This is a genomic window from Paenibacillus pectinilyticus, from assembly GCF_001700435.1.
Classification (GTDB): domain Bacteria; phylum Bacillota; class Bacilli; order Paenibacillales; family NBRC-103111; genus Paenibacillus_E; species Paenibacillus_E pectinilyticus.
In genome coordinates this window covers 196,193-222,968 of sequence record NZ_LYPC01000026.1, presented here as the reverse complement: position 1 = coordinate 222,968, position 26,776 = coordinate 196,193, and the positions used below count along the sequence as shown (strand labels likewise).

Here is a 26,776-nt window from a genome sequence, read left to right as displayed (position 1 = left end):
AAGATCAGAGAAGTAATAATCTTGCTAATCACTCCTATTATCCTGCTATTTCATGGTATACTAGAAACCATCTTGAGCATGAGACGAAAGGAAACTTCGGCATGACCTTGCATACGAACCAGTTGATCGCGGGCCACTTCATAGAGCCAGATACGTATTGGGTGAAACGCCCCCATGGGCAAAATGATTGGTTAGTGATGTTCACTTTGGAGGGAGCAGGCTTTGTCTATCACCAAGGTGTAGAACGTGTCTGTACCAAAGGGGATATCATTCTATTGGCACCCGGAACGCCCCATCACTATGGCACAGTGAAACATCATACTTGGCAATTCGTTTGGACACATTTCCCAAACATGCTAACCGAGACCAGCCTGCTTCCACAGGAAGATCAGGTGTTCCTGACCATCGAGAACGAATCCTTACAGGAGCGGATTTATCAGGCGTTTAGCCGTATATTGGCGGATTCTCGTGAACGCGGCGAATATTGGTTCGAGCTCTGCTGTAATGCCATACGCGAAATCTTGCTGCTTATGGCCCAGAAAACGATTCACAAAATGGATCCACGCATCGAAGAGGTCCTTCACTTGCTCTCCCAAATGATGCGCGAAGATATTCGCATTGAAGAACTGGCGCAGACCGTGGGGCTCTCCCCTTCGCGATTATCTCATCTTTTTAAAGAGAGCACCGGCCTCTCCATTATCGATACGCTGAATCGCATGCGGATTCAACAAGCGGCCTTGATGCTGTCCTATACAGGGCGCAGCGCCTCTGAGGTCTGTTATGATGTTGGTTTTCAAAACTATAACCACTTCACGAATCAATTCCGCAAATGGCAAGGCATGACACCGAGCATGTTTATGAAAGAACATCGAACAACAGATGCTACTTCTTCTGCAGCGAAATCTTAAACGATTTACCATTCGCCCCACTCACGTTCACCGTCAACTTGATGGTTGGACTCAGCTGCGTCACGGTGATAGTGGCATCTGACGAGTTAATCCCCGTCGCCGTGCGGTTGATCTCCAAAGCGATTGTGCCCGTATTCGTTTGTGTAGGATCTGCTACAACAACCTCCAGATCTGATGTTGATTCCTTCGTGAACACAGAAGCCTGCTTGTTGCTCGTGAGATAATTAGCACCATCAACCGTAATGATTTTGGTGATGTTATTCCAGAAATTAATGCCTACCGCATTCAAGCTGCTGTCTTTGACCGCTTGTGCATCGGCCGAGTTCTCCAGCACTGTAATATCGGCATTACTCGCATAGGTTTGCGTCTGTGCGGCCGTTACATTCGGAAGCACTACATAGGCATAGCTGGCATTGGTAGGGCTCACGCCATGCTGAATCGCCAAGCTCGCGTATGAATTCGTAATCGGCGTGGAGCTATATCGCGTGTTAATATCACTCCAAGCACCCGTCCGAGCTTCCCGCAGCCCATACACGGTTGCCGAACCTGGGAAATAATAGCCAATACCCGAACCTATTACATTACCATCCAAATGCGCCCAATTTACACCCGTCATCGTTTCAGACCAGCCCGCGTTCGTTGACTTAGCGGTTCCGTTAACGGTCAAAGTATTTGTTCCGCTCGTGTTCAACTTGCGATTATCGACAATCGTCTCAATCGTTCTACCGGAGGTGCTCGTAATACTGCTGCCGAGTGCCGCGATTTTGTTCCCGAACATAAACCATGATTTTCTGCCCGTTAAATCAGAGCCAATGGAGCTAAAACGCATGCCTGCCACTCCGTAATTACCATCTGTTACGCCCCCGACGAAATTATACGTGGATACGGAAACATTTCCTTGCGCATTCGTTAACGTAACGGGATCAACCGTAATACCAGGCAGTCTATAAGGATTGACCGTCGGCCAATATCCTTGACCAAATTGGTTAATGTCGCCATTATACAGATACGTCATCCCATCTCCCGTGTGCCAGCCATGCAGATTCTCACTATTGATGGATTCATATCGAGCAATACGACTAGAAGACATACTGATCCCGTACCCAAATCCTGGACGCAGATGCACAACACGAGCCATTTCCGCATACTGCGTATTTGAGGTAAGCTCAGCAGCAGGAGTCACCGCCGTATCACTCAGGATGGATTTAAGCAGCGTAATATCAAAAATCGCTACATTGGCATAATAATTGGGAAAGGACGTATCCTGCTGTACCCATGCTTTAATCAGGCTTTTGAATAAATTAGATTTCGTTGTCGTAGCCGAAAGCCCTAGACGGGCGATCGATGCCATGACACTTTTCCCAATCATATGATCCTGTTGATCCTCACGTGAAATCGCTCTTCCTCGAACCATGTCCATGACGGCACCTTTATAAATCAAAGGCTGATATGCCTCCGTTATCCAGTTATAGACATAACTAACGTTCGCGTCGGTTACTTCCCATGTAGACCCCTTAAGCACATAGAGTAGCTTGGAAAGCCCAGCGATCAACACATTTCCGTAGCTACCGGTATAAGCAATGTTGGTATGTTGAATAAAGGATCCGTCCGTATAAAAGCCATCCCCACTGCTGACATACGGAAAAATTTGACTTAAGGCATCTCTGCCTTGGGCAATTTTGGTCGTAGATTTGCCCAAAATGCCACGAACAATTACAACTTGAGCTTTATCCGAACGATTAGCTCCCGTTTCTACAGTCGTTGAGTTGTATCTCTTCGTTGGGTCGGCAACCCATTTATCAATCGGTTTGTAATAATTCGTCAATTGCGTCGCACTTAGCGTGTCATACATCAAAATGGCTGTATCCATGAGAAGTTGAGGCGTACCGATTTGCCAGTCCCACCAATTATCGCTTTGGTTTTTGGATTCGTTATATTTGTTCGTATACATCCAATCCAGTCCACCATTAATATCGCTGGCAAGCGTTACATTTCCATACAAAGAAGATCCAACAGTCGCATAGGCGAGCGCCATACTCTTCAATCGATTGTATGTACTTGTCAGTGTACTCGAGACGGTCCAATCTGTCAGATCTGTCCACAATGCAGTCCGGCTCGCACTCGTATTCAGAGTTGTCCAATAACCGTTAGCCGTTGCAGTGATAGCGGTAATCTGATCTGCAATATCGGGATCCGACGTATTGTAAGAATCACCTGCTAGAAGACCTTTCCACTTCGTACGTAAACCATCATATTCATCTGCTGCATAAGCCCTTTGGGACGAGATCGAAAGCACGATTGAAGCGAACAAAACAAGAATAAGAGACCATAGAAACCCCTGCTTACATCTAACAGCCATACAAACACCTTCTCTCATTTTTTTAAAAGCTCCACTATCAACGTTCGATCAAACTTACTTATTAACTTTCACCCCCTTTCGTGCTTATGCGCAGGGCATGATTAAAGAAAGCCTAGTTATAGTAACCCTTGTCCGGTTTCTGTAACTAAGCTGCATCTGTATGACTGCTATTCTCCTTGAACCATCAACTGACTTCGCGCCCTGCCGAAATGGCCGCCTGACTTCTGCAGTGCCTGCATCACCGTCGGGTAATCGACTTGAAATTGCAGCATCAAAATAGCCGCACGCGCGTCCCCATTCGCCAAATCACAGGAGCGGCGTGCCTCCTCCTCGTTCGTCGGTGTCGCTTCCATCACAATATCAATAACACGGTGACGGAGCTTGTCATTGGTCGCCTGCACATTCACCATCAGGTTCTTATAGACCTTGCCCAAACGAATCATGGTAGCTGTTGAAATCATGTTCAAAATTAACTTTTGAGCCGTTGCCGCTTTGAGTCGGGTAGAGCCCGTCACCACTTCGGGTCCAACACTCACTTCTATCGGGTAATCAACTAACCCGCCTAGCGGTGTATTCACGTTGCATGCGAGGCCAATCGTTAGTATGCCTAACTGTTTCGCCTCCTGCACAGCTCCCAATACGTAAGGCGTTTTGCCGCTTGCAGCAATACCAAACAACACATCACGATTGGTTAATTGTTTACGTACCTCGCTTCTTCCAACTTCCTCGTTGTCCTCCGCATCCTCTACGGCTTCGAAGATCGCCTGTGAACCCCCGGCTATGATCGCCGTCACCAGCTCTTTGTTCGTGCCGAAGGTAGGCGGGCATTCCGCAGCATCCAGAACACCGAGTCTTCCACTCGTTCCAGCTCCAATATAAAAGAGTCGACCTCCATTCGCCAGTTTCTCAATAATAACCTCAATGGCGCGTTCGATTTGTGGAAGTGCCTCTCTTACGGCTAAAGGTACCTGCTGATCTTCTTCGTTCATTAACGTAATAATCTCGATAGTGCTTAATTGATCCAACTGTGCACTTCGCTCATTACGCTGTTCTGTCGTTAATTTATGAGTCATGGTGTTTTCGTAAACTCCCTTCATCCTGATGATCTGCTACTTCACTGCACCTGCTGTCATGCCGCCAGTAATCTGTCTTTGGAAAATAAAATAGAACACAAGCACAGGTACCATGGCGATGGTTAATGCTGCAAACAAAGGACCCCACTCCGTGCGATATTGCATCTCGGCTTGCATGACCGCAATACCGACAGGCAGCGTGTATTTCCCTGGCGTGTTGATGAAAACCAAGGCCATAATATACTCATTCCAGATATTCAAGACCGTGACAATAGCTAGAGATACAAGACCTGGCTTCGCAAGCGGAAGCATGATTCTGAAAAATGTACCGTAATGGTTGGCACCGTCGATCGCTGCTGCTTCTTCGAGCTCTTTGGGCAGCGTTTTGAAAAAACCTACTAGCATAAACACACCGAACGGCACGGCGGTTATCGCATATATCAACATTAACCCGCTAAGCGTATTGGTCAAATGAAGATCATTCATAAGGAAAAAGAGCGGAATAATGCCTAGGAAGGCTGGAATCATTTTATAAGCTAAGTAGGAGAGAAAGAGAAGATTGCTTCCTCGGAAAGCAAATCTCGCAATGACATAGGCGGTTGTCGCTGATAGTAACACACCACAGATGGTGCTTACGGTCGTTACACTGATGGAATTGATGAAGTAATGCCCGAATTTATATTTTTCCCACACATAGGAATAATTCGCCAAAAGCAATGGAAAATTCGGCAGCGCCCAAGGTCGACCTAAGAGGAACTGCTTATTATCCTTTAAGGAAGCAATAACCGTCCAAAATAGCGGATATAGCACACATAATGTCCAAATGCCGAGAATGAAAGTCATACTCCAGGTCTGAATTCTAGATTGTCTCATTCAATTGCTCAACTCCTGCTTATCTTATGTCAATTCGATGGTTTCTCTCTTCATCAGACGCTGGAGCGTGATGGTTGTAATTAACGCGATGATCAAGATCAGCACCCCGATGGCTGCGCCGTAACTGAAATTGCCGTAATGGAAAGCTTGGGCATATAGGTAGGAGCTCATCACTTGCGTAGCATTATCAACACCGCCTTCGAAGGTCATAATGCTGACAATGACGAAGGAACCGCTGAGCGTTGTCGTGACAATCCAGATGACGGAAGTTTGGACCTGCTCCCAAGCTAAGGGGAGGGTTATTTGCCAAAATTGCTGCCACTGCTGCGCGCCATCGATGTTCGCTGATTCATATAAAGATTCCGGAATACTGAGAATACCCGCGATTAACAAAATAATCGTAAACCCAATCCCCGCCCATATGGACGTTGGCAGTAAGGCGAAGATCGACCATTTTCCACCTAACCAAGCAAATTGAAAAGATTTCCCTGTCACACGCGAGATCAAAGAGTTCACAAATCCGATGTTCGGATTATAAATAAACCGCCACAAGACACCAACAATAACGACCGATATGACATTCGGGATGAAAAAAACAGAGCGGTAGAAGCCTGCGCCTTTGATTTTGAAACGTGTAAGTGCAACAGCAAGCAGTAAGGAAGGAATCATAAAACCAACCACTTTGCCAATCACCAAAATGTAATCGTTACGAACCGCTTTGGGGATGACCTCGTCATGGAACATATTCTTATAATTATCGAGCCCGATGAAATTGTACGTTTCAGAACCACCAGACCAATCAAATAGGCTTAAGTAGATCCCTTTCAACATCGGATAAACGAGAAAGATACAGTAGAGGATCAGTGTTGGCAAAATAAACGATGCGACAAACAGTTTTCGCTGTAGCTTAGACCCTAGTTTCAATACAGCCTTCCTCCTATCAGGTTGTCATTAGAAAAGCAGAATGGATACTTCGCTCAAGTTACCGAAGTGAAGTATCCATCCCTTCTTGGCTTATGAATGTTTACTTGCTTTTCTCGCGTTGTTTCGCTGCGCCATCCTCGAGACGTGTTGCCCACTCGTCTTTCGTAATCTTGCCCGTAACCAAAGCTAATGTCGCATCTTTCTCAATCTTGAACAGTTCTTCTGCAAGAACAGGAACAGGTGCAATAACAACATCGGAAGAGGAGAAATAAGTGCTGGCTTGCTTTACAAGGGAACTTACTTTATCCGATTTGCTTAAATCGGCTTTCACATTGAGTACGGAACCTGTTAGTTCAGCCCAGGCAACGGCTTGCTTCTTCGTGAAGACATACTGGAGGTACGCTTTCGCTGCATCTGGATTTTTCGCCTTTTTCGCGATACCCATTGTTGCTGTAGAAGGAATAATAATGGCTTTGCCACCTATATCTTGAACCACAGAAGGAATGAAACCAAATTCAAAACCTGCCGGAATATCCTTCTTCATTTCATTCTCGAGCCACAGACCATTCGGGATGAATGCCGCTTTGTGCTGTAGGAATTGCATTTGAGAATCCGTATGATTCAGTGCTGCGGAGCTGCCCTCAATAAAACCCTTGGAATTGAGCTCGACTAATTTATCCAAGGCTTTCATGACAGGCTGGCTTTTGAATACGCCGGCTTCAAGCGAATTGATCTTATTAATGATGGAAGGGTCGCTGCCATTTGCCGCCACAATCGCTGAATTGAGCAAACCGCCAATGATATATTGTGGGTACACCCCTGTATGAATATAAGGTGACATTTTGCCTGAATCTTTAATTTTCTGCATCGTATCTATGAAGCTAGCCCAATCCTTCGGCTCATTCCAGCCATTTTTGCGCAACTCAGCTTTGTCATAGAACGTGCCGTAAGAGCCGAATACAAGCGGCAAGGTATAAGCTTTACCTGGTTGGTATTCTTCGGGCTTACTAAACAGAATATCCGTGATTTTCTCGCCATCAACGTTCTTCGCATCCTTGAGCCAATCGGTTAGATCCATCAATTGATTATCGAGAAACATTTGTCTTGCATTAGAGCCCGCTCCATTGATAAACATCAGGTCAGGTGGATTACCTTGAATCCAACGTGGTTTCATCTGCTCGTTAATCGTCGGTCCAGCGGTTTGCGTAATTTTCAGCTTCGGATTTAGCTTCTGAAATTCATCGATGGACTGTTTCCACCAAGCATCTCCGTAGCCGCCGACAAAGTACTGAATTTCCAGTTCCCCTGTCAATTCTTTCGCGCTGGCCGTTTCGGCTGGTTTCGCAGAAGATACAGCGGGACTCGCTTCTTGCTTCGATGTAGATGTACCGCAGCCAGTCACTAATCCAGCCGTTACCACAACACCCATAAGACTTGCACTGATTGACTTCATTTTCATACCATTGAGCCCCTTTTTTAATAGAATGGATGACATCATTGTGCGAAAAGAATCTCTGCTGTGTAATTACATCCTCAGTATTCATATGGGAAAACTAAGGATTATATATAAAAAGAAGCAAGGAAAGACTTCTTTTTGTACGCTGTTTCTTTTTGGGTACGTTTTACTACTTTTTAGCGCGCTGTTTAACAAAATTTATCCCTAGTCGAACTTCATCAAGCAATTCAATCGATTTCTCATAATCTGCTGTGAGCACCGACATGAACAGAATATCAATGACATGCAGCTGAGCAAGACGCGATGACGTTGCCGCGCTTCGAAATACCTCTTCTTGCTTAGATGACACATATAAATTAATATCTGCCATTTCACTGATCGGCGATAAACCGTAACTGGTTAAGCTGATCGTTGTTACACCCTTTTGCTTGGCTAATTCCAAGATTTTGCCTACCTCAAAGGTTTCTCCCGAAAAAGAAATGCCGACAACGACATCCGTCGGTCCCATTTGCGCTACCAGCATGGCAGATAAATGATAATCTGAGCTGGATGTGGCGGATGGATTAATGCGTACGAATTTCAGATAGGCGTCTTGCGCAATGACACCAGAAGCTCCTATGCCATAGAAATGAATGCGATCAGCCTGTTTCAACACGTCGACAGCTCGCGCTAACGCTTCATAATTCATAATCTCGGCGGTTTCTTGCAAGGAGCGGATGCTGTTATTCGTAATTTTTTGAACGATGGATTGCTGTGTCTCTTGGGCAACAAAGTCCGTAAAATCAGTCTCTGAGGTATTGCGAATATCCCCCGCTATTCTCAGCTTTAATTCTTGAAATCCGCTGAGGCCTAACGACTTGCACAATCGGATAACCGCTGATGCACTTGTCGCACTTAATTCGCCCAATTCATTGGCCGTGCTGCGTATCGCTTCTTGGGGATTTTCAATGATATAAAGGGCTATTTTGCGCTCCGAAGGCGGTAGTTGTTCCGCAATTTCATTCAGCATGATTAAACCGCCTGTCAAAGACTCGGCAAGGTGGTTGTCTGCCATAAGCTTCTCCCCTTATTGGTTCTGTTTAGTGATGGCTTCCATAGCTACTTTCACTGCACCGTCTACTGGTTCAGCGAACGGAGGTTCATAACGGCCAAGTCTATGTACGTTCAAACCCTCAATGAATTGATTTCTTACGATATCCGAGTACGTTAAAATGGATCCTGCGACTGTAACAGGTGTTGCTTCGTCGAAGTCGTCTGACTTGGATCGTAATCCGCGGACCAATTCAACGAGTTCATTACCCGCTTCGTTCAGGATTCTCACCGCTACTGGATCTAGCTGTCTGGATGCGTCTATGACTAGCCTAGCTAATCTGGCAATCTCCTGTTTATTGGGAGCACCACCATATATATAATGAATGAGCTCATCTTCACTTGCAAGCTTTAGTGAGGCCAATATGATACCCGTTAACTGTGTGGGGGACTCCCTTCGATCATAGGCTTTGCAGATGACTTTCAGTGCCTGAAGTCCAATGGCATAACCGCTTCCTTCATCACCTAAAATATGGCCCCAACCGCCGTTAAAAACTAATTTACCGGCTCGTGACAGACCGATCGCATTCGATCCTGTCCCCGATATGACGAGGATACCTTCTCGATGCTCAGGCTGCATCGCCCCGCGGAGAGCAACATATAAATCACTTTTCACGGTAATGATAATGTCCTCATGAAGATTTAATTCTCTTGCTATTTGTTCCAATACCTGCTCAACGACTAGTCTATTCTCCTCCAGCCGCGTACCGGCAAGGCCTGCACAAATCCCAATCACTTCTCTGGAATGGATGCCATGCAAGATCAGACCCTTCTGTATAAGATCGTGAAGTCTTGCTTTCATTGTCTCCATACCAACCGTAAGTACATTCGTACCCGCTCCAACGCTCACTTCTCTCTGAGGTTTGGATAGCGGATCGTACTCCTCTACCTTCTGAAAGGCGCATGTTGTTTGGGTTCCGCCCCCATCAATCCCAATGATATATGGCAATTTCGGATCACTCCAAGTAGTTAGTATCGGTATATGTCAAATTATATGATTTCTAAAATAACATGTCAATAATATTTTAATAATACTGAAATTATATTTCATTGACATTCATCGACCATATTGCTCATTCCAGATGAGCGTCCACATTACAAAAAAGCCCTAATGCGGCTAGCTGCATTAGGACTTCTTTTACATCAAAGTGAAGACCGTTATTTCAGGTCGACACATAAACCGGATGGGTCGCACCGAAACACCGATACCTCGATTCGTATAGAGCGTAAGTGACTTATTGGGCCCCACGTGATACAGCCCGGACGGATACTTGACTCCATAGGGCACCGAGGCGAGCGGTCCGATGAATGGAAGCCTCACTTGACCACCGTGGGAATGTCCTGAGAGTTGCAATTGGACGGGTGACGCGGCGGCAGTATCAGCGAAATCAGGTGCATGGGATAGCAAGAGCACCCACTCTTCTTTGTTCATCTTCTGCAGGGCAGCTTGGAGATCAGGAACACCCTCCCACATATCTTCTACGCCAGCCATCCAAATCGATTGGTTGTCTTTCTGTATCCGAACACCACGATTGCGCAGGCAATGAAAGCCGCCATCCTCTAGAACACTCGCAACTTCATTGGCATTACCGTAATAATCATGATTGCCAAGGACAGCAAAGCAGCCGTATGTTGGTTGGATTCGCTTCAACACATCTCGCATTTCTTTACCATGTTGACCTACGGCATAATCGACTAGATCACCTGTAAAGCATACAATATCTGGTTGTTCCGCCTGAATAACCTCAACTACACGGGTTAATTGATTTACATCCAAATGGAAGCCAAAATGCAAATCGCTAAACTGCACCACACGCAGTCCCTTGAAAGCTTCTGGTAATGTTGGAAACGCCAGCGAAATACGCTCGACTTGCAGCCAACGAGGCTCTACCCAAATGGCATACCCATAACCGAATGGGGGGACTGACAGCAATCCACCGCCAAACCAAAGCCCTTTCTTCAGAAAGGAGCGGCGACTCATTTTCTCAAAGTTTTCCATATCTCTATCATATATCAAAATTCAGACCGATTACCAATTCTATTCCCGATCTCATCTAGTCCTTACAGTTGATTCAATTGGTACACAAGCCCGTCGAGCATCTCATCGGTGAAGGCTCCTTGGCTGAATGCAACCAAACTGCGCAGCGGCATATACTTCATCATCTCGGCGAACATTTCTCCCATGCCTTCTGTGGACTGAAGCTCCGTCATGGAAACGCCCACGCCCTCCTGAAACTGCTGAAGTAAACCTTGTACGATCGGCGCCCGCTGCGGATCACTCAATAGATCGCTTAGCATCGCGTTTCGATCGCATACCATTTTCACGGTAACCGTCGATTGAACCTGAAGTGTGCTGGTTAAGACGATGTCTTCCGACGAGCGGCCGATCATGATGTCAAAATCTCCAGTTTCAACATGCCAATCTTTCAGCTGCGTGTTGTAATAGGCGAAGGCACGTTTATCAAGCGTAAAATTTACGGTCTTCTTTTCACCAGGCTGCAGCTCGATCTTGGCGAATCCTTTCAATTCTTTCGACGGGCGAATAACCGTGCTTTCCACATCGCGAACATAGAGTTGGACGACTTCTTTACCGGCACGAGTTCCCGTATTTTGCACCGTCACCTGCACATTTACCGAGTCAGTATCCTTAATTTCCGTGCTGTCGATGGTCAGATTCTCATAGGCAAAAGTCGTGTAGCTCAGTCCGTATCCGAACGGGAACAGCGGCTTGATTTCCTTCGTGTCATAATAGCGGTAGCCAACGAAAATTCCTTCCCGGTACTCAACGCGATTCCCCTCTCCTGGGAAAAAGAGGAACGATGGGTTGTCACTCAGCTTCATCGGGAATGTCTCCGCCAGCTTGCCGCTTGGATTCGCTACACCGAAGAGGACATCGGCAATCGCGCCGCCTACAGCCTGACCGCCCAAGTAGGCTTCAAGAATCGATTTCACTTTGCCGATCCAAGGCATCTCAACCGGGGAGCCGTTCAAAAGCACGACGGCAACATTGCTTTGTACACCTGCAATCGCTTCGATCAGCTGGTTCTGGTTCGCAGGCATGTGCAAATGCTTGCGATCATAACCCTCGGATTCGTAGCGGTCGGGAAGACCTGCTATCACGATCACGACATCGGCTTCGCGGGCCGCTTTAACTGCTTCATCGATCAGACTCGCGTCGAGATCATCTTTGTCTGCATGGTAGCCCTGCGCGTACACGATGGTTGCCCCATCACCCGCTAGCTTTTGGATTTCCTCTAAGGGGACATCCATTTGGGTCGGCTTAATATGCGAGCTGCCGCCGCCTTGGTATCTCGGTTTCTGAGCAAATGCACCAATGACCGCTACGCGTTTCCCTTGTGCTAATGGAAGTAAGTTATCTTCATTCTTCAGGAGCACCATTGTTTCACTTGCAACCGTGCGTGCCAAGCGATGATGTTCATCCTGGTCGTACGAAGCATCTTGTTTCTTCTGGTCTACGCTCATGAAAATGATGCGCACAATCCGCTCCACCGCACGATCCAACGCTTCGATGGATAACATGCCGCTTAGGACTGCCGCGACGATTTTACGATCACCCAGACCGCCGCTTGAAGGCATTTCCAGCTCTTGCCCAGCAACAAGACCGTCTACCCGATTGTTGTTTGCACCCCAATCCGTGACGACAAAGCCTTCGTGGCCCCACTCTTCTTTCAAAATATCGGTCAGCAAATAGCTGTTTTCGGATGCAAATGTTCCATTAACTTTGTTATAAGCGCTCATAACCGTCCAAGGCTGACCATTCTTCACCGCGCCTTCGAAGCTCGCCAAATAGATTTCGCGAAGCGTGCGTTCGTCGACAACGGCATCCACACCCATGCGCCGATGCTCCTGGTTGTTCGCCGCGAAGTGCTTGAGCGACGTGCCGACGCCTTGGCTTTGCACACCTTGAATATGGCTGGTCGCCATTTCTGAGGAAAGGTACGGGTCTTCGGAGAAATACTCGAAGTTGCGTCCACATAACGGGGAGCGTTTGATGTTGGCTCCTGGCCCGAGCAGGACGGCAATGTCTTCCGCCTGGCATTCTTCGCCGAGTGCCACGCCAACCTTGCCGATCAGTTCTCGATCCCACGAGCTGGCCATACCAGCGGCGGAAGGATAACAGGTGGCGGGCACGCTATCGAATATGCCTAGATGGTCGGTGCCACCCCGCTGCTTACGCAAACCGTGCGGGCCATCTGTGACCATAATCGTAGGAATGCCAAGGCGTTCCACACCTTTTAACCGCCAAAAATCCAAACCGGAGCACATACCAGCCTTTTCTTCCAACGTCATCTGAGCAATAAGCGCTTGAATATCCCGTTTCATTGTTAAATCCTCCTTGTGAAAGTGAAGTGCGTACAACTTGTATTATTTCATGGATACGCTTTCTTTTATGGTAAAATACATAGAAAAATTGTACGATCCTGTGGAACCTTTTATACGCGGCCAGAGGTCATCAAAAAAAGACCCCCTTTACCATTATCATGGCTTTAGGGCGCCTTCTTCTTCGATACATGCAATTATTAGCTGACGGGTTCAAATGTCCATTGGCTAGTCCAATACGTCGTCGGAACACTGCCGTACTGCACATAACCCGTATTATCCTCGGTATGCATAAAGGTGCTATTCCAACGATTTTTGATGCGGGTGTAGCCGGAGACGGCATCTTCTGTCCATTGGGAACTCCAATAGGTAGCCGGCACTGTGCCATACTGGACATTCCCCGTCAAATTTTCAATATGCATATATTGGCCTGTTAATCTGTTTTTATATCTCGTATAGCCCTCTGTTGTTTCTTTCGACCATTGGGAGCCTAGGTCGGTTGCCGGCACATTGCCGTACTCAATTTTGCCAGTCAGATTATCCGTATGCATATACAAGCCCGTTTGATGGTTTTTGATACGATAGTACGGCGTCGGATAGCCGCCATTCGGCTTCCATACACGGATATAATCGACGCTCCACGTTTTGGGCCACACATTATTGTGCACGCCTGAACCTGCATCGGTATAAATCCCCAGAATCATCCCCATCGGCATGTTGGGTGCGTCATTAATCGTTTTGTACAACACGTTGTCATAGTAGAATTTCAGCTGGGTAGGCGACCATTCCATCCCATAAATATGATACTCGGAAGATTGATCCCCATACGGCACAGGATCTTCAAAGCCCTCCCAGTGGTCTAGAAACGTCGGATCACCCCAACCGTATCCGTTGATTCTCCATGTGTTAGGCTTGGAGAAGAATGTCTCCACAATATCGATTTCAGAATTGGCCGAAGCACTGCTCGTATCCTGCGTACCTACCATCCACCAAGCCTGATGTCCACCGCCGCCAACATTAGCATTTTTCGCTCTCATTTCAAAATAGCCATACATCGTGCTGTAACCATTAAAGTCAGCTTCGTGATGATTATTCGGCATCGAGCCGTTGAATTTATGCCAATAATCCTTCTCATACGTCTGAATACTGGAGATTTTGACCGTAGAATCGTAGGTTGGGTTCCACGCCGGTGTGTCAGCATCAATACGCTCTTGCAAGGAACCATTGGCAATGGTATATCGCGCTTTGGCACCTAATTCCCGATCCGCTGGCGTTGTCCAGTGAGGCAAATAGTACGGCAGCCATTTGTTCGTATCCAACGTTGTGTTATTAAACTCTTCTTGAAAATCAAGGGTATACCCTGTTTTGGTGACTGGGTTCGCTGGGAAATCAGCAGCAGATACACTTAGTGGCATTAGCGTTGTTAACAGAACCACAAGCATGAGGCACCAGCTCATCATTTTCGTCTTCATCGTCATCACAATTCCTTTCCCCATGGGAGTGTTGGTTGAACGCACTTCAAAATTACTGCTACCCTCCTTGTCAGTCTCAAGCTCAAGTTCCATCTCTGTCTCAAGTAAACGTTTACGCCATTATTATATAGGCATTTCTTTCCGGCAAAATATCTAAGATTCTTTAGATTCCTACGATAATTCGGTCTTCTTTCATAAGAAAAAGGCCTAGCCAGAGGCTAGGTCCTTCAAATTTGGCGCTGACAGATGAATACGCACGCCCGAGGTGCTTATTCTTAAAATTAGCGCATCATCTCGCGTGATAAAACCTCAGAACGTGCTTATGTTCTGCGCAAACCTACCTTTGAGGCGCCTATGCAATGAATAGGCGCATACAGCTTGCTTATTCCTGCGAAACAGAAGGTATTCGAACTAATAAGCACTTTCAACTACCTTAACTACCGCTGTATTGAGCCGGAACCGCGTCATCCGACTGATCTTCCTCTGTCCCAAATCGAACATGCGATACATGCGCCTGTATGTCCATATGACCGGAACTGATATCTGTCACCTGTCTGTCTTGTCTTCGGTAATTTTTGAAATAAACATCCTTGACATAAGAAGCCTGATTTACACCCTTGATTAAACCCTTCTGTTCCCCGCTACCCTGATAGGTGACGTTATCGAGCGTTATGTTGTGGATGACTCCCCCGTCTCCATCTCCAAGGAATCGTTCATCGGTTCGGAATTGAAACACGGCGGCTTTATAAGGATCTCTAAAAGCTTCGATTCGAATATCTTTAAATACGATATTTCGGATATCATTGCTCCCATTTGCCCATAATTTCAACACGCCCGTAAACTTATCGAGGATGTACACGCCTTGCTGATTCAGCACATCGATATTTTGAAACGTTAAATCGGAGATATGGGCATCTGGTACGCTACCCAGACCAATGAGAATGGCATGCGCGTCATCCCCCCACAGCACGCTATTTTGCACCGTATTATGGGAAGTTGGGCCATAGTGGTACATCACAATATCATCATCAGGCGTTCGAATAAATACTCCTGTAATGAGACCGTGGTTTGATCCACTGAAATGGATTCCATCCGCATTCACTTCATAGGCGATAATATGAATATTTTGGACAACGGGTCTTGTCGCAAAGTTCATCACTACAGCCCACATGGTTGGATCGATAATCGTAATGCCTTCGACTCGATTATCACTGCCGCCGCTTAACCAAATCGCCCCCGTCCTGCCTTCGCCCGGAGTCGGATTGGTATGCTGCAATTGACTGCCATCGAGAATCCCACGGCCTCTTACCGTCACATGATCCACTTCGTCAGCAGATATCGATCCGTAACACACAGTGCCAGGAGCCATATACACGGTCGTATGAGGTTGTGAAATAAAGAAGGATTCACCCGAATGCCAGTTCCCATAATTGGAACTTGTTCCGTAACGGGTATGCTCATTCCCATCAACGGCATGGACGTAGCTGGGCATAGCTCCTGCAATGGCGCGATGCAATGCCAGATTCGTAGTGCCACCCCCTGCTTCATAAACTTTAAACTCACCAATGGAGTTACTGAACACCCAGCCTGAAGCAACGTTGCTTCCTAGAAGCATGAGCCTCACATATCTGGCTTCTCTTGGGGGAAACGAACTTGTTATATATCCTTCAAGCGTATTATCGGTACCATCATAGGCGAGGGTATATGAATCATTGGCCTCCACTTTCGTTTCCACAAGGAACTTATTCGGGTACGAGATTGGCTCCATGCCTAGCCCCTGCATTTTGAGTATCGTCTGCCCGAGATCAATGCGATCAATCGCATACACTGCCCCAAGGTCAACCTCTACCCAAGAACCTCTCGGCAAGGTATGCAGGCCAGGTTTAAAATAATACGTGTCCTTCCCCTCCGGTAATTGCAAAGGAATCGCATCTCCGGGATGAATAAGGTGAACATTGGGCGCACTTTCAGCGGGCACATCCGTTTCCAATGGATTGGTAAGGATGTGAAGGTTTTCCGTATTCCAGCTGTCGTTGATACGGATGACGATTTTGCGCGGAGAATCATCGTCCTGTGTGGTTGTGAACGTGAGCGTATCTCCGGTTTGCGCAGCATCAATGCCATATGAACTGGGCCTGATATCATAGCCGTTCATTGCTCCACCATGATAGGTGACTTTGACGTCTATGGAGCCGGAGAAATCAAAAATCACCATGGAAGAATCAAACTTTGTTCCATCTTGATGACCTAAAATCACATTGTAAACGAATAAATCGGTCCACCTCGACTCATCAGATGGCTTAATCTGAACCGTGAAGGTAGGATTCATTGCTACTCCTGCCGGCGGGGACCATGTATGAACAATATTGGACATTTTTCCTCCTGTGAAACCTGAATATGATGATAAATTTGCCGCTAATTCGTAATGATTACATTGTCAAAATAAAAGATTCCGCCTGTAGGCGCTTCAGACGATACGAAACCTACTCTGCTTATATCATGGGTAGCGGACTCCAGTGATTTATTCGCATTGATCAGCACATTATCGACGTACAAGTCGAACGTATCCGTCATCGTATTGATAACCAGCTTCACATCGTACCATTGATTGATGTTGTAAGGCTTTAAGGCTGACCAGACATTCCCGTTGTTGCTGTATATATTTCCACCGCTATCGAAGCCAACTTGGGTAAGTTCAGCTCCTGCAGAGTTGTATATCGCAAGTGATTTCCAATTGGTTTTGTTAGCTATATTCATTTTGGCCTGAACGGTCACGATGCCGGACATAGCACCTATCGTCTTATACGAATTGACGATGCTGCCCGTCGTCTTGAGCATTTTCACACTTTTATCTGTCGAACTCGGTACGGCTTGGACAGTGGCTCCCGATGTGCTCGTCCACCCGCTTGGCGCGTTCCCGATCGTATCCGAGTTGAAATCGCTGTCAATAATCGTATGCAGGAAAGATACCTTTACTCCATCAAAATAATACGTGCCAGCAGCAGCTTCACCCGAAGTGAACATGACATTGGCCACATTCGTTGTCGCAACTTCAAGTGATTGATTGGCTGCTTTGAGAACACCGTCCATATAGAGGTTATATTGGTCTGTTGCGGTATTCATCTCTACCTTAATGTCGTACCATTGATTGGTATTGTAAGGCATAAAAGCCGTCCAAGTCGATCCGTTATTACTGTAGATATTGCCCGCTGAATCAAAGCCGACCTGCATCAACTCAGTACCTGAGGCATTCAGTATAGCTAATGATTTCCAGTTGGTTTTATCAACGATTTTCATTTTAGCCTGCACAGTCACGATACCAGATGTTGGGGGCAGGGATTTGGAACTGCTTATGGCGGTGCTTGTCGTCTTACTTACACGTACACTTTGGTCGCTTGCGCTTGGATCTGGCTGAACCGTTATTCCAGGACTGCTCGTCCAACCTGCTGGGGCGCTTCCAGCTGCATCGCTGTTGAAATTGGCTGTATACGTATAGTTCACATTCGAAACATTCCCCGCACTCGTGATATTGCCTGATGCTTGATCCGTAACAAGGATTCCATTTCTCGTATAGTTGTTGATATAAATATCTCTGACATCATTCGTGCTGCTCACACCAGACAATAGCGATGTCAATTCCCCGCTCCCCTTATAGGTGATGTTATCCATGGTGACGTTGGATATGCGGCCATTACCTTCTCCCGCAAACCGTTCATCGGTGCGGAATTGAAACACGACGGATTTGGAAGGATCGCGGAAGGCTTCTATGCGAATATCTTTAAATAAAACATTTCTAATTTCATTGCCGCCATTAGGCCACAGCTTCATGACACCGTTAAATTTAGTCAGATCCACGACCCCTTGTTGGGCAAGGACATCCAAATTTTGAAAAGTTAAATCTGTGATATTTGCATTTGGCTCCGTTCCCAAACCGATGAGAAGGGTATGTGCATCATCTCCCCATAGAACACTATTCTGAACCGTATTCAATGAGGTTGGACCGTAGTGGTACATGACAATATTATCGTCTGGTGTTCTTACAAAGGAACCGGTCACCAGTCCGTTCGTACTGCCGGAAAAGTGGATGCCATCTGCATTCGCCACATACGTGATAATATTTACGTTTCTTACGGTAGGCCTTGTTGAGAAATTCATAACGACCGTCCACATGCAGGCGTCTTGAATGGTAATGCCTTCGATGGTATTGTCACTTCCATTATTGAGCCAAATAGCGCCTGTTCTTCCTTCTCCAGGGCTTGGATTCGCATGCTGCAGCAAGCTGCCATCCAATATGCCACGGCCTTTAATCGTTACATTACTGACCCCGTCAGATGAAATGGATCCATGTACGACCGCGCCTGGCTCCACATATACCGTCGTATTATTCTTGGAGATATAGAACGACTCGCCCGGGTGCCAGTTTCCATATCCATTTTTCGAGCCAAATTGTGTCGTCGTGCTGCCATCGAATAATTGCGTGTAGCTGGGGAATGCTCCGGCAATCCCATGATTTAAAGCAAGATTCGTTGTGCCGCCAGCTTGAATCACCTTAAATTCAGTCACGGTATTGCTAAATAAATAGCCGGAAGTCGTATTGCTTCCCTGCAATCGCAATCTTACATATCTCGCATTCTTGGCCGGAAAACTCTTGGTTATAGACCCCAAAAGACTGTTGCTTGTTCCATCATAGAGCGTCGTGTAAGCATCGCCCGCATTTACTTTCGATTCAATGATAAACTTATTGGGATACGCAGGGCCGTTCGTGTATAAAGGCGCCTGCTCAAGTCCGATCTTATCGACCGCGTACACAGCGCCAAGATCAACCTCTGCCCACGAACCTTTGGGCAGCGTGTGTTCACCGGCTTTGAAATAATACGTATCTTTGCCGGCAGGCAGCTCCAGTGGAATGGCATCACCCGGATTGATCAGATACACATTGGAAGCCGTCTGCGACGGGGCATTGGTCTCAAGCGGATTCGTAAGAATATGCATAACGCCTGTATCCCAGCTGTCATTGACCCGTATGACGATTTTACGTGGCGAAAGATTGTCCTGTACCGTAGAAAAGGTGAGCGTATTCCCCGTCTGGACGGCCTGAATGCCGTAGGAAGACGGCGTAATGTTATAGGAGCTGATCGTTCCGGCATTGTACGTTACTTTCACGTCTAATGAGCCGGAAAAATCAACATTCACATAGGAGGAATCGAAATTCGTGCCATCTTGATGACCTACTTTTACGTTGTATTCGTATAGATCCATCCAGGTTGCCTCATCCGATGGTTTCACCTGAACTGTGAATGTAGGATTCGCTGGCGTGCCTGAAGGAGGGGACCATACATGGACTACATTTGTACCTGCAGCCTTCGCCTGTATGCCGCCTATGAAACCTAGTATAGCAATTAAGCTAAACAGGAATACGAATAACGAATATCGTTTCATCATGAACATAACAATTTCCCCCTTTTCAAATTAGCGCTCAGAGAGCGCAATGTGGGATGCCTAATAAGCAGGGAACCTATCAGATTCAGATAGGCTCCCTTACTCAAATCGTTACTTTTTAGCAGTCGTGCTCCATTCATTTAATTGTTTTTGTTTCTCAGCAATAATTTTGTCAATGCCCGCGCTTTTCAATGCAGCCACCATTTTGGGAATATAGACATCCGGGTCCACGGAACCAGACATAATCGCTTGTTGGTACTGTTTAAGCACACTGTTGCTTGCAGCCACTTCCTGCGTTAAAGATTCGGAATTCCAGGCAAAACCAAGCGCAGGCGACTTGTCAGCTGTTTCATTAAATGTTTTGAATTTGTCCCATTTCTTCGGATCTTCATTCGGGAATAGGTACGTTAACATCTGATTGCCCCACATCCAAGGCTCGTTCTTATAGCCGACAGATGCCGCATCAACGCCAGCAGGGAAATCAATCGTGGTCTCATCTTTTTTCACATAATGGGTACCTTCAACACCGAAATCGAACAGATTAAGCAGCGTTTTATCGCCGTAGAGCATGTTTAAGAACATCATAGCCCGGTTAGGATCTTTCGACGTCTTAGGAATAGCCGTCATAATCCCGGTCGTGTTCAACGTAATCGGGGTGTTCACCATTTCTTTCTGAACAACTTTCACTCCCCAGGCTGAGGACATTTCAGCATCTTTCCCAGGCTTCAGCTCTGAATACATCGCAAATGCCTTGCCAGCTTGCATAGCGCCAAAGTCTTTGACCGTTGCTGCATCCAGATTCATATACTTCGCCTGATACCATTTGCGTGCCAGCTTCGCATAATCCATGAATACTTTCGATTCAAAAATATCGACTACTTTTAACTCCTTGCTGGAACGATCCAAAGCACCCAAATAATCGCCAAGGTTATCGAACGACGAAGAGCTAATGGCAAAATTGCTCATCTGGCGCCCCTCTTGTCCGAAGAATGGAACGATGTCGGGTTCATTATCCTTAATCGTTTGCAGCATAGGCTCCAAATCTTCGAGCTTATTCACCTTGCTAATATCAAACTTATATTTATCCACTAACGCCTTATTGAACAAAACACCATCCACACTGGCAAACTCTTTGTTCGTTGGAAGTCCGTAGATCTTGCCGCCTATCCGTGTTCCGTCCAAGAACTGAGGCTGCAAGGCCTTCGTAACATCTCCGCCGTATTTGGCAATAAGCTCATCTAGAGGCAAGAACGCGCCTTTTGCCACATTTTGAGAATAACCAAGACCGCCAGCCGTCATCATGACGTCCATTTGTTCACTCGTAGCAATCATCAGATTGGTTTTCTCGATCCAAGTTCCCCACTCAATCGGCTTGAGTTCAACGGTAGCGTTAATCTTGTCAGTTAAATACGCATTCATTTTGTCTTGCACGGCCTTGAGGTCCTTGGGAACTGCACCTGTAGCATAAACGATCGTCAACTTATACGGATCTAGTTTCGAAGAGGAAGCCTTCTCCGTCGTACTTCCTGAAGTGCTTTGAGCAGTATTCTCCTTCGTCGCCGAAGAACTGCAGCCTGCGAGTACAGCACTTAATGTGAGAATAGCCGTCGTCATTACGAAAACCTTTTTCATTGTGATCAAGTCTCCCCCGAAATGTTTTTGGTCTTGCAGCTAGCCTTTTCCCGTACGTGGCTTTGCAGAATCACCCCCTCCATTAAATCTAGTACTAGCCTTTAACCGAGCCTACAGTGAGACCTTTCACCAAATACTTTTGGAAAAAAGGATATGAAATAAGGATAGGACCTATGCCAATAACCGCCATTGCCATGATGATGGAGTTCTGAGGCATTTCAGAAATTAATTTGGCGGAATTCGCATTTTCCGTATGTGAAGATAAGAACTGAATATTCAGCAAAGCTTTCGTCATTAAGTATTGCACACTGAAATACTTGGAATCGCTGATAAATATCAATCCGTTAAACCAATCGTTCCAATAAGCCAACGTGGTGAACATACCGATCGTTGCCAGCACCGATACCGAAAGTGGGAGAACCAGTTGAAAGAAGATTCGCCACTCTCCAGCGCCGTCTATGCGAGCCGACTCAATCACCGAAATCGGAACAGAATTGGAGAAAAAGGTCCTCATGATCAGCACATTAAATCCATTCATCAGCAGTCCCGGGATGATGAGTGCCCACATCGTATCTCTCAAATCAATGATTTGGGTATAAACCAAATACCAAGGAACCAGGCCGCCATTTAATAAAATCGTAAAAAACACATAAAAGGATAGTATCTTTCGATACGGAAAATCCTGACGGGACATCGGATAAGCAACTAAGCTTGAAATGAATAAGCTGGTTAAGGTCCCCACCACAGTAATGATAATAGTAACTCCATAAGCTCGAAATAGCTGATGAATGTCTATAAATAAATAGCGGTAAGCGGCAGTGCTCCATATTTTCGGAAAATAGGTGTAGCCGCCTGTACGCAAAATACTTTCATCCGTAAATGATGCGATTAGCACCAACACAATCGGAAATAAACAAAATACACACATGACTAAGAAGAAACCATGTAATAACCCGCTCGCCCAAGGTGATCCTTCTCGATGCGATCGAAACCGCTTTTGATTACCAATATTCACTTCCATACGTATCCTCCTCAAAATAAAGCGCTCTCTTTATCCCATCTTCTGACCAGCATATTGGCGATGATGACGAGCACGAATCCCACTGTCGATTGGTATAAACCCGCAGCTGAGGACATGCCGATATCTCCTGTTACCAATAAGGCTCGATAGACATAGGTATCAATGACATTGGTAGTCGAGAACAAAATACCTGTATTGAGAGGAACTTGGAAGAACATACCGAAATCTGCATAAAAGATACGGCCGATCAGAATCAGCACTACAACAATCACCACCGGACGGATAAGCGGAAGCGTGATCTTCGTCATCTGCAGCCAGCGATTCGCGCCATCCATGCGGGCAGCTTCATAATATTCCTGGTTGATGCCGATCATAGCAGCAAAGTAGATTAAACTTGAATAGCCGACATATTTCCATGTGTTCACGATGACTAGGATATAAGGCCAATACTTTGATTCCAAATACCATTCCATCGGTTGTATATGCAAAAACGGAAAAATGACTTTATTGATAAAACCGTGCTCGATACTAAAAAAGGCAAGAACAATATAGCCAACGATGCTAAACGAAATTAAAAAAGGTAGCAGCATAATGCTTTGGTACAAATTACGGGCAAAGCGATTTTTGATTTCATTCAACAATAAGGCTACAAGCAGCGCAATCGCTAAATTATTGACGATGATAAACGTGCCATTATAGAGCAGTGTATTCCGGGTGATGATGAACGCATCATGGGATTTAAATAGAAATTCAAAGTTCTTGAAGCCCACCCAGTCGCTATGGAATATTCCTTTGGTGTAATTAATGTTCTTAAACGCAATGAATGTGCCCAGCATGGGCAAGTAATTGTTAATAAATAAATACAAAACGCCTGGCACTGTCATCCAAATGAGACTGCTATATTTCTTAGCCATTCCGCTACCCTCCACTCGATTTCTCTTCTTTATTGTAGAGGGTGCAGCTCCATTTCAGATAGCGCTCAAGATACCGAACCTATCACTCAAGTTACTTCTTAGGTATAAAAAGACGAACGATCGCCCCTTTTTCCAGTCTATTTCCAATTACAAGCTTGGCCTCATTGGCATAATAGGCTTGCAGTCTTTGTTTCACATTTTGAATGCCCAAATTTCCGGCACCCTCTAATGACTGACCGCTTGTAACGAATTTTTGCAAAGCCGACTCCGAAAACCCATTGCCGTTATCCTCTATCTGGATCCAGATGCCATTGGTATCTGTAGCCCGCTCCGCATAACAAGTAATTTTCAAATGAAAACCCTCCTCTTGCATAACCATGCCATGGATAATGGCATTTTCAACAAAAGGTTGAAAAATCAAAGAGGGAATAAGCAATTCGCCAACTCCGTCATCCATTTCAATCGCGTAATCAAAATGCAGGGGAAAACGCATCTTATGAATTTGCAAATAGTGATCCATTTGCTTCATTTCCTCTGCAATTGTCACCATCTTGTGGGGACTACGAATCATGGAGCGGAAATAATTCATCAGATGAACGATCATTTTCTGAGCTAATTCGGATTTCTTCGTGGCAATCAGGTTATACGCAATGTTTAAAGAATTCAATAAGAAGTGCGGATTGATTTGTAATTGCAGGTGCTTAATTTCCGCCTGCTGCGTTTTAATATGCTCTTCATAGACGTTGATTTTCAACGATGAAATTTCAGATGACATGGTGTTAAAAGTCTCCGACAGCAAGTCCAACTCCTTGGAATGACTAGGCGGCATCCTATATTGCAGATCGCCTTCCTGGATTCGTCTCATAGCGCGAACAACTCGAATAATCGGATTTACAACGATTTTTTTAAGTAACACTAAATTAATAATGAGCAAACAGCCTATGGCAAAGGGCAGGAAATAAATTAGCTTTTGCAGCAAAGAGAGCTGTCTATACACATTTTTCTCCGGCAAGAGAACCGTCATGATCATATTAGAGACCTGAGATCGATTCGTAACTAATAAATACTTGTCAGGGATCTCCACGGTGTGGAAAGCCTTATCTGTTTGCAGAATCTTGCCTGTCAGTTGGTGCAAATAGTCTGGGGAAATCGTCGTTGCGGTTAAAGGTTCGGCCTGCTCAGAGAAGAAAATAATTTGCTCATCGGCGACCAATTGAACCTTATTGGAAGGAGCAGCCAAACTTTGAATGGGGATGATACTCCCTACGTAGAGACTTGCCCCTGACTTGACGACGTGAATCAAACAAGGGATGTCAGCAACCTTTAAGGTTTTCCAGCCATCCTCCTGCTTCATGGCTTGTCCCTCGCTGCGCATCCATTCATAGATGAAATCCTCTGTCCCTTTATTCTGGGGGATTTGCGACCCGTTAGCCCTGGTCATAACAAGATCTTGCGTTTTGGCTGAATAAATGAATAAAGCCCCTAATTCGCTATAGTAATTAATATCTTTCTCCATCGTATTAGCTGCAGCGATTCGCGTCATCAAATATTCATCACTTCCGCGAGGCTGCAGTTCCAAGGAAATAACCGCCGGATCCTGGAGGGCCAGCCTGAACATATAGGTGTTGATTTCCGATAACTTATTGTCAATATGACTCATTTGCCCGCTTAATAGGCTCGAATTCGTTTGGGCGACTTGATCGCGGACCAGATTCATCGCATAGGTATTGCTGAAAAACAACAACAAAAATAAGGGCAAGGAAACCAAAGTAAAAACGCTTACAAATTTAAAAATAAGAGAATTTCTGCTCTTATGATTCATTCACATCTCACCCCAGTCTCTTAATTTTTCAATTTCCGAAAGTCATGCGGCGTCATCCCATAGGCGCGTTTAAACATTTTCGAAAAATGAGAAAAATGCGTATAGCCCAGAGAAACGGCAATTTGACTGATGGTATCCTCTGTCCCCGTTAACAACTCTTTGGCTATCTTCATACGTTCGAACGTAATGAAATCGGTGAGTGTTTCTCCTGTTTCTTTCTTATAAAAGCGAGACAAATATGCTGGATTTAGATGTACAGACGCCGCTATCTCTTCGCGGGTTATTTCCGCCGTTACATTTTCTTTAATATAGGCTTTGACCAGTTCAATCACTGTTTTTTCGCCTTTACGGCCAAACTGTCTCTGGTACATAAAAGCCTGATTGGATAGGGTCACATTGTTGCTTTCCATGGCAATCAGATCTTGATAAACACGAGATAAGTCCTGAATGGTGGCCCAATTCCCGATATAGCACGATACTTGGCAATAAAAATGCTCGCTGCATGCTCGAATAAAGGTCTCACATCGTAGACGCCAGTCTTCTAGGGAAAGCGGCTTACTTCCGTCCGAGTAGATGAAAATCACATTGCTGCCAGAATGATCCTGTAAGGCAAGCCCGCTATCCTGCTGAATGACCAGCTCAGCTGCTGCATTCCGGCAGGCATATTCCAGGACTTCCTCGTCTCTGGAACTGAATTCTCGCTGCCACTTTTCCACACTGATTAGGATGGGGAGGATCGTAAAATGGTCCGAGATGGTCAACCCGACCTCTTGTAACTCGCCCTCCATTTTGACCGGATCGTTCGAAATACGCTCATCCAAATAATCTTGCCATATTCGCTCAATTAACAGCGGCTTTTTGACCTCCCACAGCGGATAGAACTTCTCATACGTCTCTTTGATTTCTTCAAATCCTAACTCTTTTTTGCGGATTTCCAATGCTTTCACAATGATTTCTTCCAGTTCTGAGAAATTGACCGGCTTCACGATATAATCAAATACGCCTAATTGCAGCGCTTTTTTCGCATAATCAAATTCCGAATGACAGGTAAGGAACACAACAACCATGGAAGGATAGTACGATTTGACCCACTCCATCAATTGGAGTCCGTTGCCGTTCGGCATCTCGATGTCGCAAATCATGATATCGATGGGATGCTCGGTTATCATTTTTTGGGCCATGTCGATATTATAAGCTTCCAAAACCTCCACAAATCCCAGCGATTCCCATGCTAAATTGTATTTAAGTCCCTCAATGGCATAGATTTCATCATCAACTAGCAAAATTCGGCTCACTGTGAAACTCCCCCCTTTATTTACGGAAATAAACATGAGTATAGCATGACATGCTCCGCTGGTGAATGAACGAAATCAAGTAATTTCAATATCAAAAATGAATTTTGTCCATCATTTGCGGACACCAAAAACAGCAGATCGGCCCATTCCGCCTCTCT

Annotated in this window: 18 protein-coding genes; 1 reads left to right on the top strand and 17 read right to left on the bottom strand. The window is 45.7% G+C overall.

What is annotated here, in order from left to right; genetic code table 11:
- Window positions 1-101: 101 nt before the first annotated feature.
- The gene (locus A8709_RS21420) at window positions 102-908 is read left to right on the top strand and encodes a helix-turn-helix domain-containing protein (RefSeq protein ID WP_065854932.1); all 807 of its coding nucleotides are present in this window, start codon (window positions 102-104) and stop codon (window positions 906-908) included.
- Here A8709_RS21420 and A8709_RS21415 read toward each other — a convergent pair.
- The 17 genes from A8709_RS21415 to A8709_RS21335 form a co-directional block, all read right to left on the bottom strand.
- Window positions 883-3,267 (bottom strand): polysaccharide lyase 8 family protein, encoded by a 2,385-nt coding sequence (locus A8709_RS21415; protein ID WP_141692608.1) that lies wholly within the window; start codon window positions 3,265-3,267, stop codon window positions 883-885. The genes A8709_RS21420 and A8709_RS21415 overlap by 26 nt on opposite strands.
- 167 nt (window positions 3,268-3,434) lie before the next feature.
- Window positions 3,435-4,340 (bottom strand): N-acetylmuramic acid 6-phosphate etherase, encoded by a 906-nt coding sequence (gene murQ, locus A8709_RS21410; protein ID WP_065854928.1) that lies wholly within the window; start codon window positions 4,338-4,340, stop codon window positions 3,435-3,437.
- 36 nt (window positions 4,341-4,376) lie between these two features.
- A complete protein-coding gene (locus A8709_RS21405; RefSeq protein WP_065854927.1) occupies window positions 4,377-5,213 on the bottom strand; it encodes a carbohydrate ABC transporter permease in 837 nt (278 codons plus the stop codon).
- 24 nt (window positions 5,214-5,237) lie between these two features.
- Window positions 5,238-6,137 (bottom strand): carbohydrate ABC transporter permease, encoded by a 900-nt coding sequence (locus tag A8709_RS21400; protein ID WP_065854925.1) that lies wholly within the window; start codon window positions 6,135-6,137, stop codon window positions 5,238-5,240.
- 100 nt (window positions 6,138-6,237) lie between these two features.
- Window positions 6,238-7,596, bottom strand: coding sequence for an extracellular solute-binding protein (locus tag A8709_RS21395; RefSeq protein ID WP_141692607.1), 1,359 nt, complete (start codon window positions 7,594-7,596; stop codon window positions 6,238-6,240).
- Between the two features lie 166 nt (window positions 7,597-7,762).
- Window positions 7,763-8,647 (bottom strand): MurR/RpiR family transcriptional regulator, encoded by an 885-nt coding sequence (locus A8709_RS21390; RefSeq protein ID WP_065854923.1) that lies wholly within the window; start codon window positions 8,645-8,647, stop codon window positions 7,763-7,765.
- A gap of 12 nt (window positions 8,648-8,659) precedes the next feature.
- Window positions 8,660-9,631, bottom strand: coding sequence for an N-acetylglucosamine kinase (locus A8709_RS21385; RefSeq protein ID WP_065854921.1), 972 nt, complete (start codon window positions 9,629-9,631; stop codon window positions 8,660-8,662).
- Window positions 9,632-9,820: 189 nt separating this feature from the next.
- Window positions 9,821-10,699 carry a metallophosphoesterase gene (locus tag A8709_RS21380; RefSeq protein WP_244163278.1) on the bottom strand — a complete coding sequence of 293 codons (879 nt, stop codon included), beginning with the start codon at window positions 10,697-10,699 and terminating at the stop codon, window positions 9,821-9,823.
- Between the two features lie 44 nt (window positions 10,700-10,743).
- Window positions 10,744-13,026 carry a glycoside hydrolase family 3 C-terminal domain-containing protein gene (locus tag A8709_RS21375; RefSeq protein WP_065854917.1) on the bottom strand — a complete coding sequence of 761 codons (2,283 nt, stop codon included), beginning with the start codon at window positions 13,024-13,026 and terminating at the stop codon, window positions 10,744-10,746.
- A 197-nt stretch (window positions 13,027-13,223) separates the two neighbouring features.
- Window positions 13,224-14,519 carry a glycoside hydrolase family 16 protein gene (locus A8709_RS21370; RefSeq protein ID WP_208607722.1) on the bottom strand — a complete coding sequence of 432 codons (1,296 nt, stop codon included), beginning with the start codon at window positions 14,517-14,519 and terminating at the stop codon, window positions 13,224-13,226.
- A 409-nt stretch (window positions 14,520-14,928) separates the two neighbouring features.
- Window positions 14,929-16,869 (bottom strand): glycosyl hydrolase family 28 protein, encoded by a 1,941-nt coding sequence (locus A8709_RS21365; protein WP_065854915.1) that lies wholly within the window; start codon window positions 16,867-16,869, stop codon window positions 14,929-14,931.
- Between the two features lie 41 nt (window positions 16,870-16,910).
- Window positions 16,911-19,943, bottom strand: coding sequence for a discoidin domain-containing protein (locus A8709_RS21360; RefSeq protein ID WP_065854913.1), 3,033 nt, complete (start codon window positions 19,941-19,943; stop codon window positions 16,911-16,913).
- A gap of 102 nt (window positions 19,944-20,045) precedes the next feature.
- Window positions 20,046-21,566, bottom strand: coding sequence for an ABC transporter substrate-binding protein (locus A8709_RS21355; RefSeq protein WP_065854911.1), 1,521 nt, complete (start codon window positions 21,564-21,566; stop codon window positions 20,046-20,048).
- Window positions 21,567-21,660: 94 nt separating this feature from the next.
- Complete coding sequence (locus A8709_RS21350; RefSeq protein ID WP_084225273.1) at window positions 21,661-22,587, bottom strand: carbohydrate ABC transporter permease; 927 nt, start codon at window positions 22,585-22,587, stop codon at window positions 21,661-21,663.
- An 11-nt stretch (window positions 22,588-22,598) separates the two neighbouring features.
- Window positions 22,599-23,501 carry an ABC transporter permease subunit gene (locus A8709_RS21345; RefSeq protein WP_065854908.1) on the bottom strand — a complete coding sequence of 301 codons (903 nt, stop codon included), beginning with the start codon at window positions 23,499-23,501 and terminating at the stop codon, window positions 22,599-22,601.
- A gap of 91 nt (window positions 23,502-23,592) precedes the next feature.
- On the bottom strand, window positions 23,593-25,323 hold the full coding sequence (locus A8709_RS21340) for a sensor histidine kinase (protein ID WP_065854906.1): 1,731 nt from the start codon (window positions 25,321-25,323) through the stop codon (window positions 23,593-23,595).
- A 20-nt stretch (window positions 25,324-25,343) separates the two neighbouring features.
- The gene (locus A8709_RS21335) at window positions 25,344-26,618 is read right to left on the bottom strand and encodes a response regulator transcription factor (protein ID WP_065854904.1); all 1,275 of its coding nucleotides are present in this window, start codon (window positions 26,616-26,618) and stop codon (window positions 25,344-25,346) included.
- Window positions 26,619-26,776 lie beyond the last annotated feature (158 nt).

Excerpts from the sequence above, each read along its gene's own strand:
- A8709_RS21375 (WP_065854917.1), bottom strand. The coding sequence starts at position 13,026 with ATGAAACGGGATATTCAAGCGCTTATTGCTCAGATGACGTTGGAAGAA.
- A8709_RS21355 (WP_065854911.1), bottom strand. The coding sequence starts at position 21,566 with ATGAAAAAGGTTTTCGTAATGACGACGGCTATTCTCACATTAAGTGCT.
- A8709_RS21360 (WP_065854913.1), bottom strand. The coding sequence starts at position 19,943 with ATGTTCATGATGAAACGATATTCGTTATTCGTATTCCTGTTTAGCTTA.
- A8709_RS21390 (WP_065854923.1), bottom strand. The coding sequence starts at position 8,647 with ATGGCAGACAACCACCTTGCCGAGTCTTTGACAGGCGGTTTAATCATG.
- A8709_RS21340 (WP_065854906.1), bottom strand. The coding sequence starts at position 25,323 with ATGAATCATAAGAGCAGAAATTCTCTTATTTTTAAATTTGTAAGCGTT.
- A8709_RS21345 (WP_065854908.1), bottom strand. The coding sequence starts at position 23,501 with ATGGCTAAGAAATATAGCAGTCTCATTTGGATGACAGTGCCAGGCGTT.
- A8709_RS21350 (WP_084225273.1), bottom strand. The coding sequence starts at position 22,587 with ATGGAAGTGAATATTGGTAATCAAAAGCGGTTTCGATCGCATCGAGAA.
- A8709_RS21405 (WP_065854927.1), bottom strand. The coding sequence starts at position 5,213 with ATGAGACAATCTAGAATTCAGACCTGGAGTATGACTTTCATTCTCGGC.
- A8709_RS21420 (WP_065854932.1), top strand. The coding sequence starts at position 102 with ATGACCTTGCATACGAACCAGTTGATCGCGGGCCACTTCATAGAGCCA.
- A8709_RS21370 (WP_208607722.1), bottom strand. The coding sequence starts at position 14,519 with ATGGGGAAAGGAATTGTGATGACGATGAAGACGAAAATGATGAGCTGG.
- A8709_RS21395 (WP_141692607.1), bottom strand. The coding sequence starts at position 7,596 with ATGAAAATGAAGTCAATCAGTGCAAGTCTTATGGGTGTTGTGGTAACG.
- murQ (WP_065854928.1), bottom strand. The coding sequence starts at position 4,340 with ATGACTCATAAATTAACGACAGAACAGCGTAATGAGCGAAGTGCACAG.
- A8709_RS21365 (WP_065854915.1), bottom strand. The coding sequence starts at position 16,869 with ATGTCCAATATTGTTCATACATGGTCCCCGCCGGCAGGAGTAGCAATG.
- A8709_RS21415 (WP_141692608.1), bottom strand. The coding sequence starts at position 3,267 with ATGGCTGTTAGATGTAAGCAGGGGTTTCTATGGTCTCTTATTCTTGTT.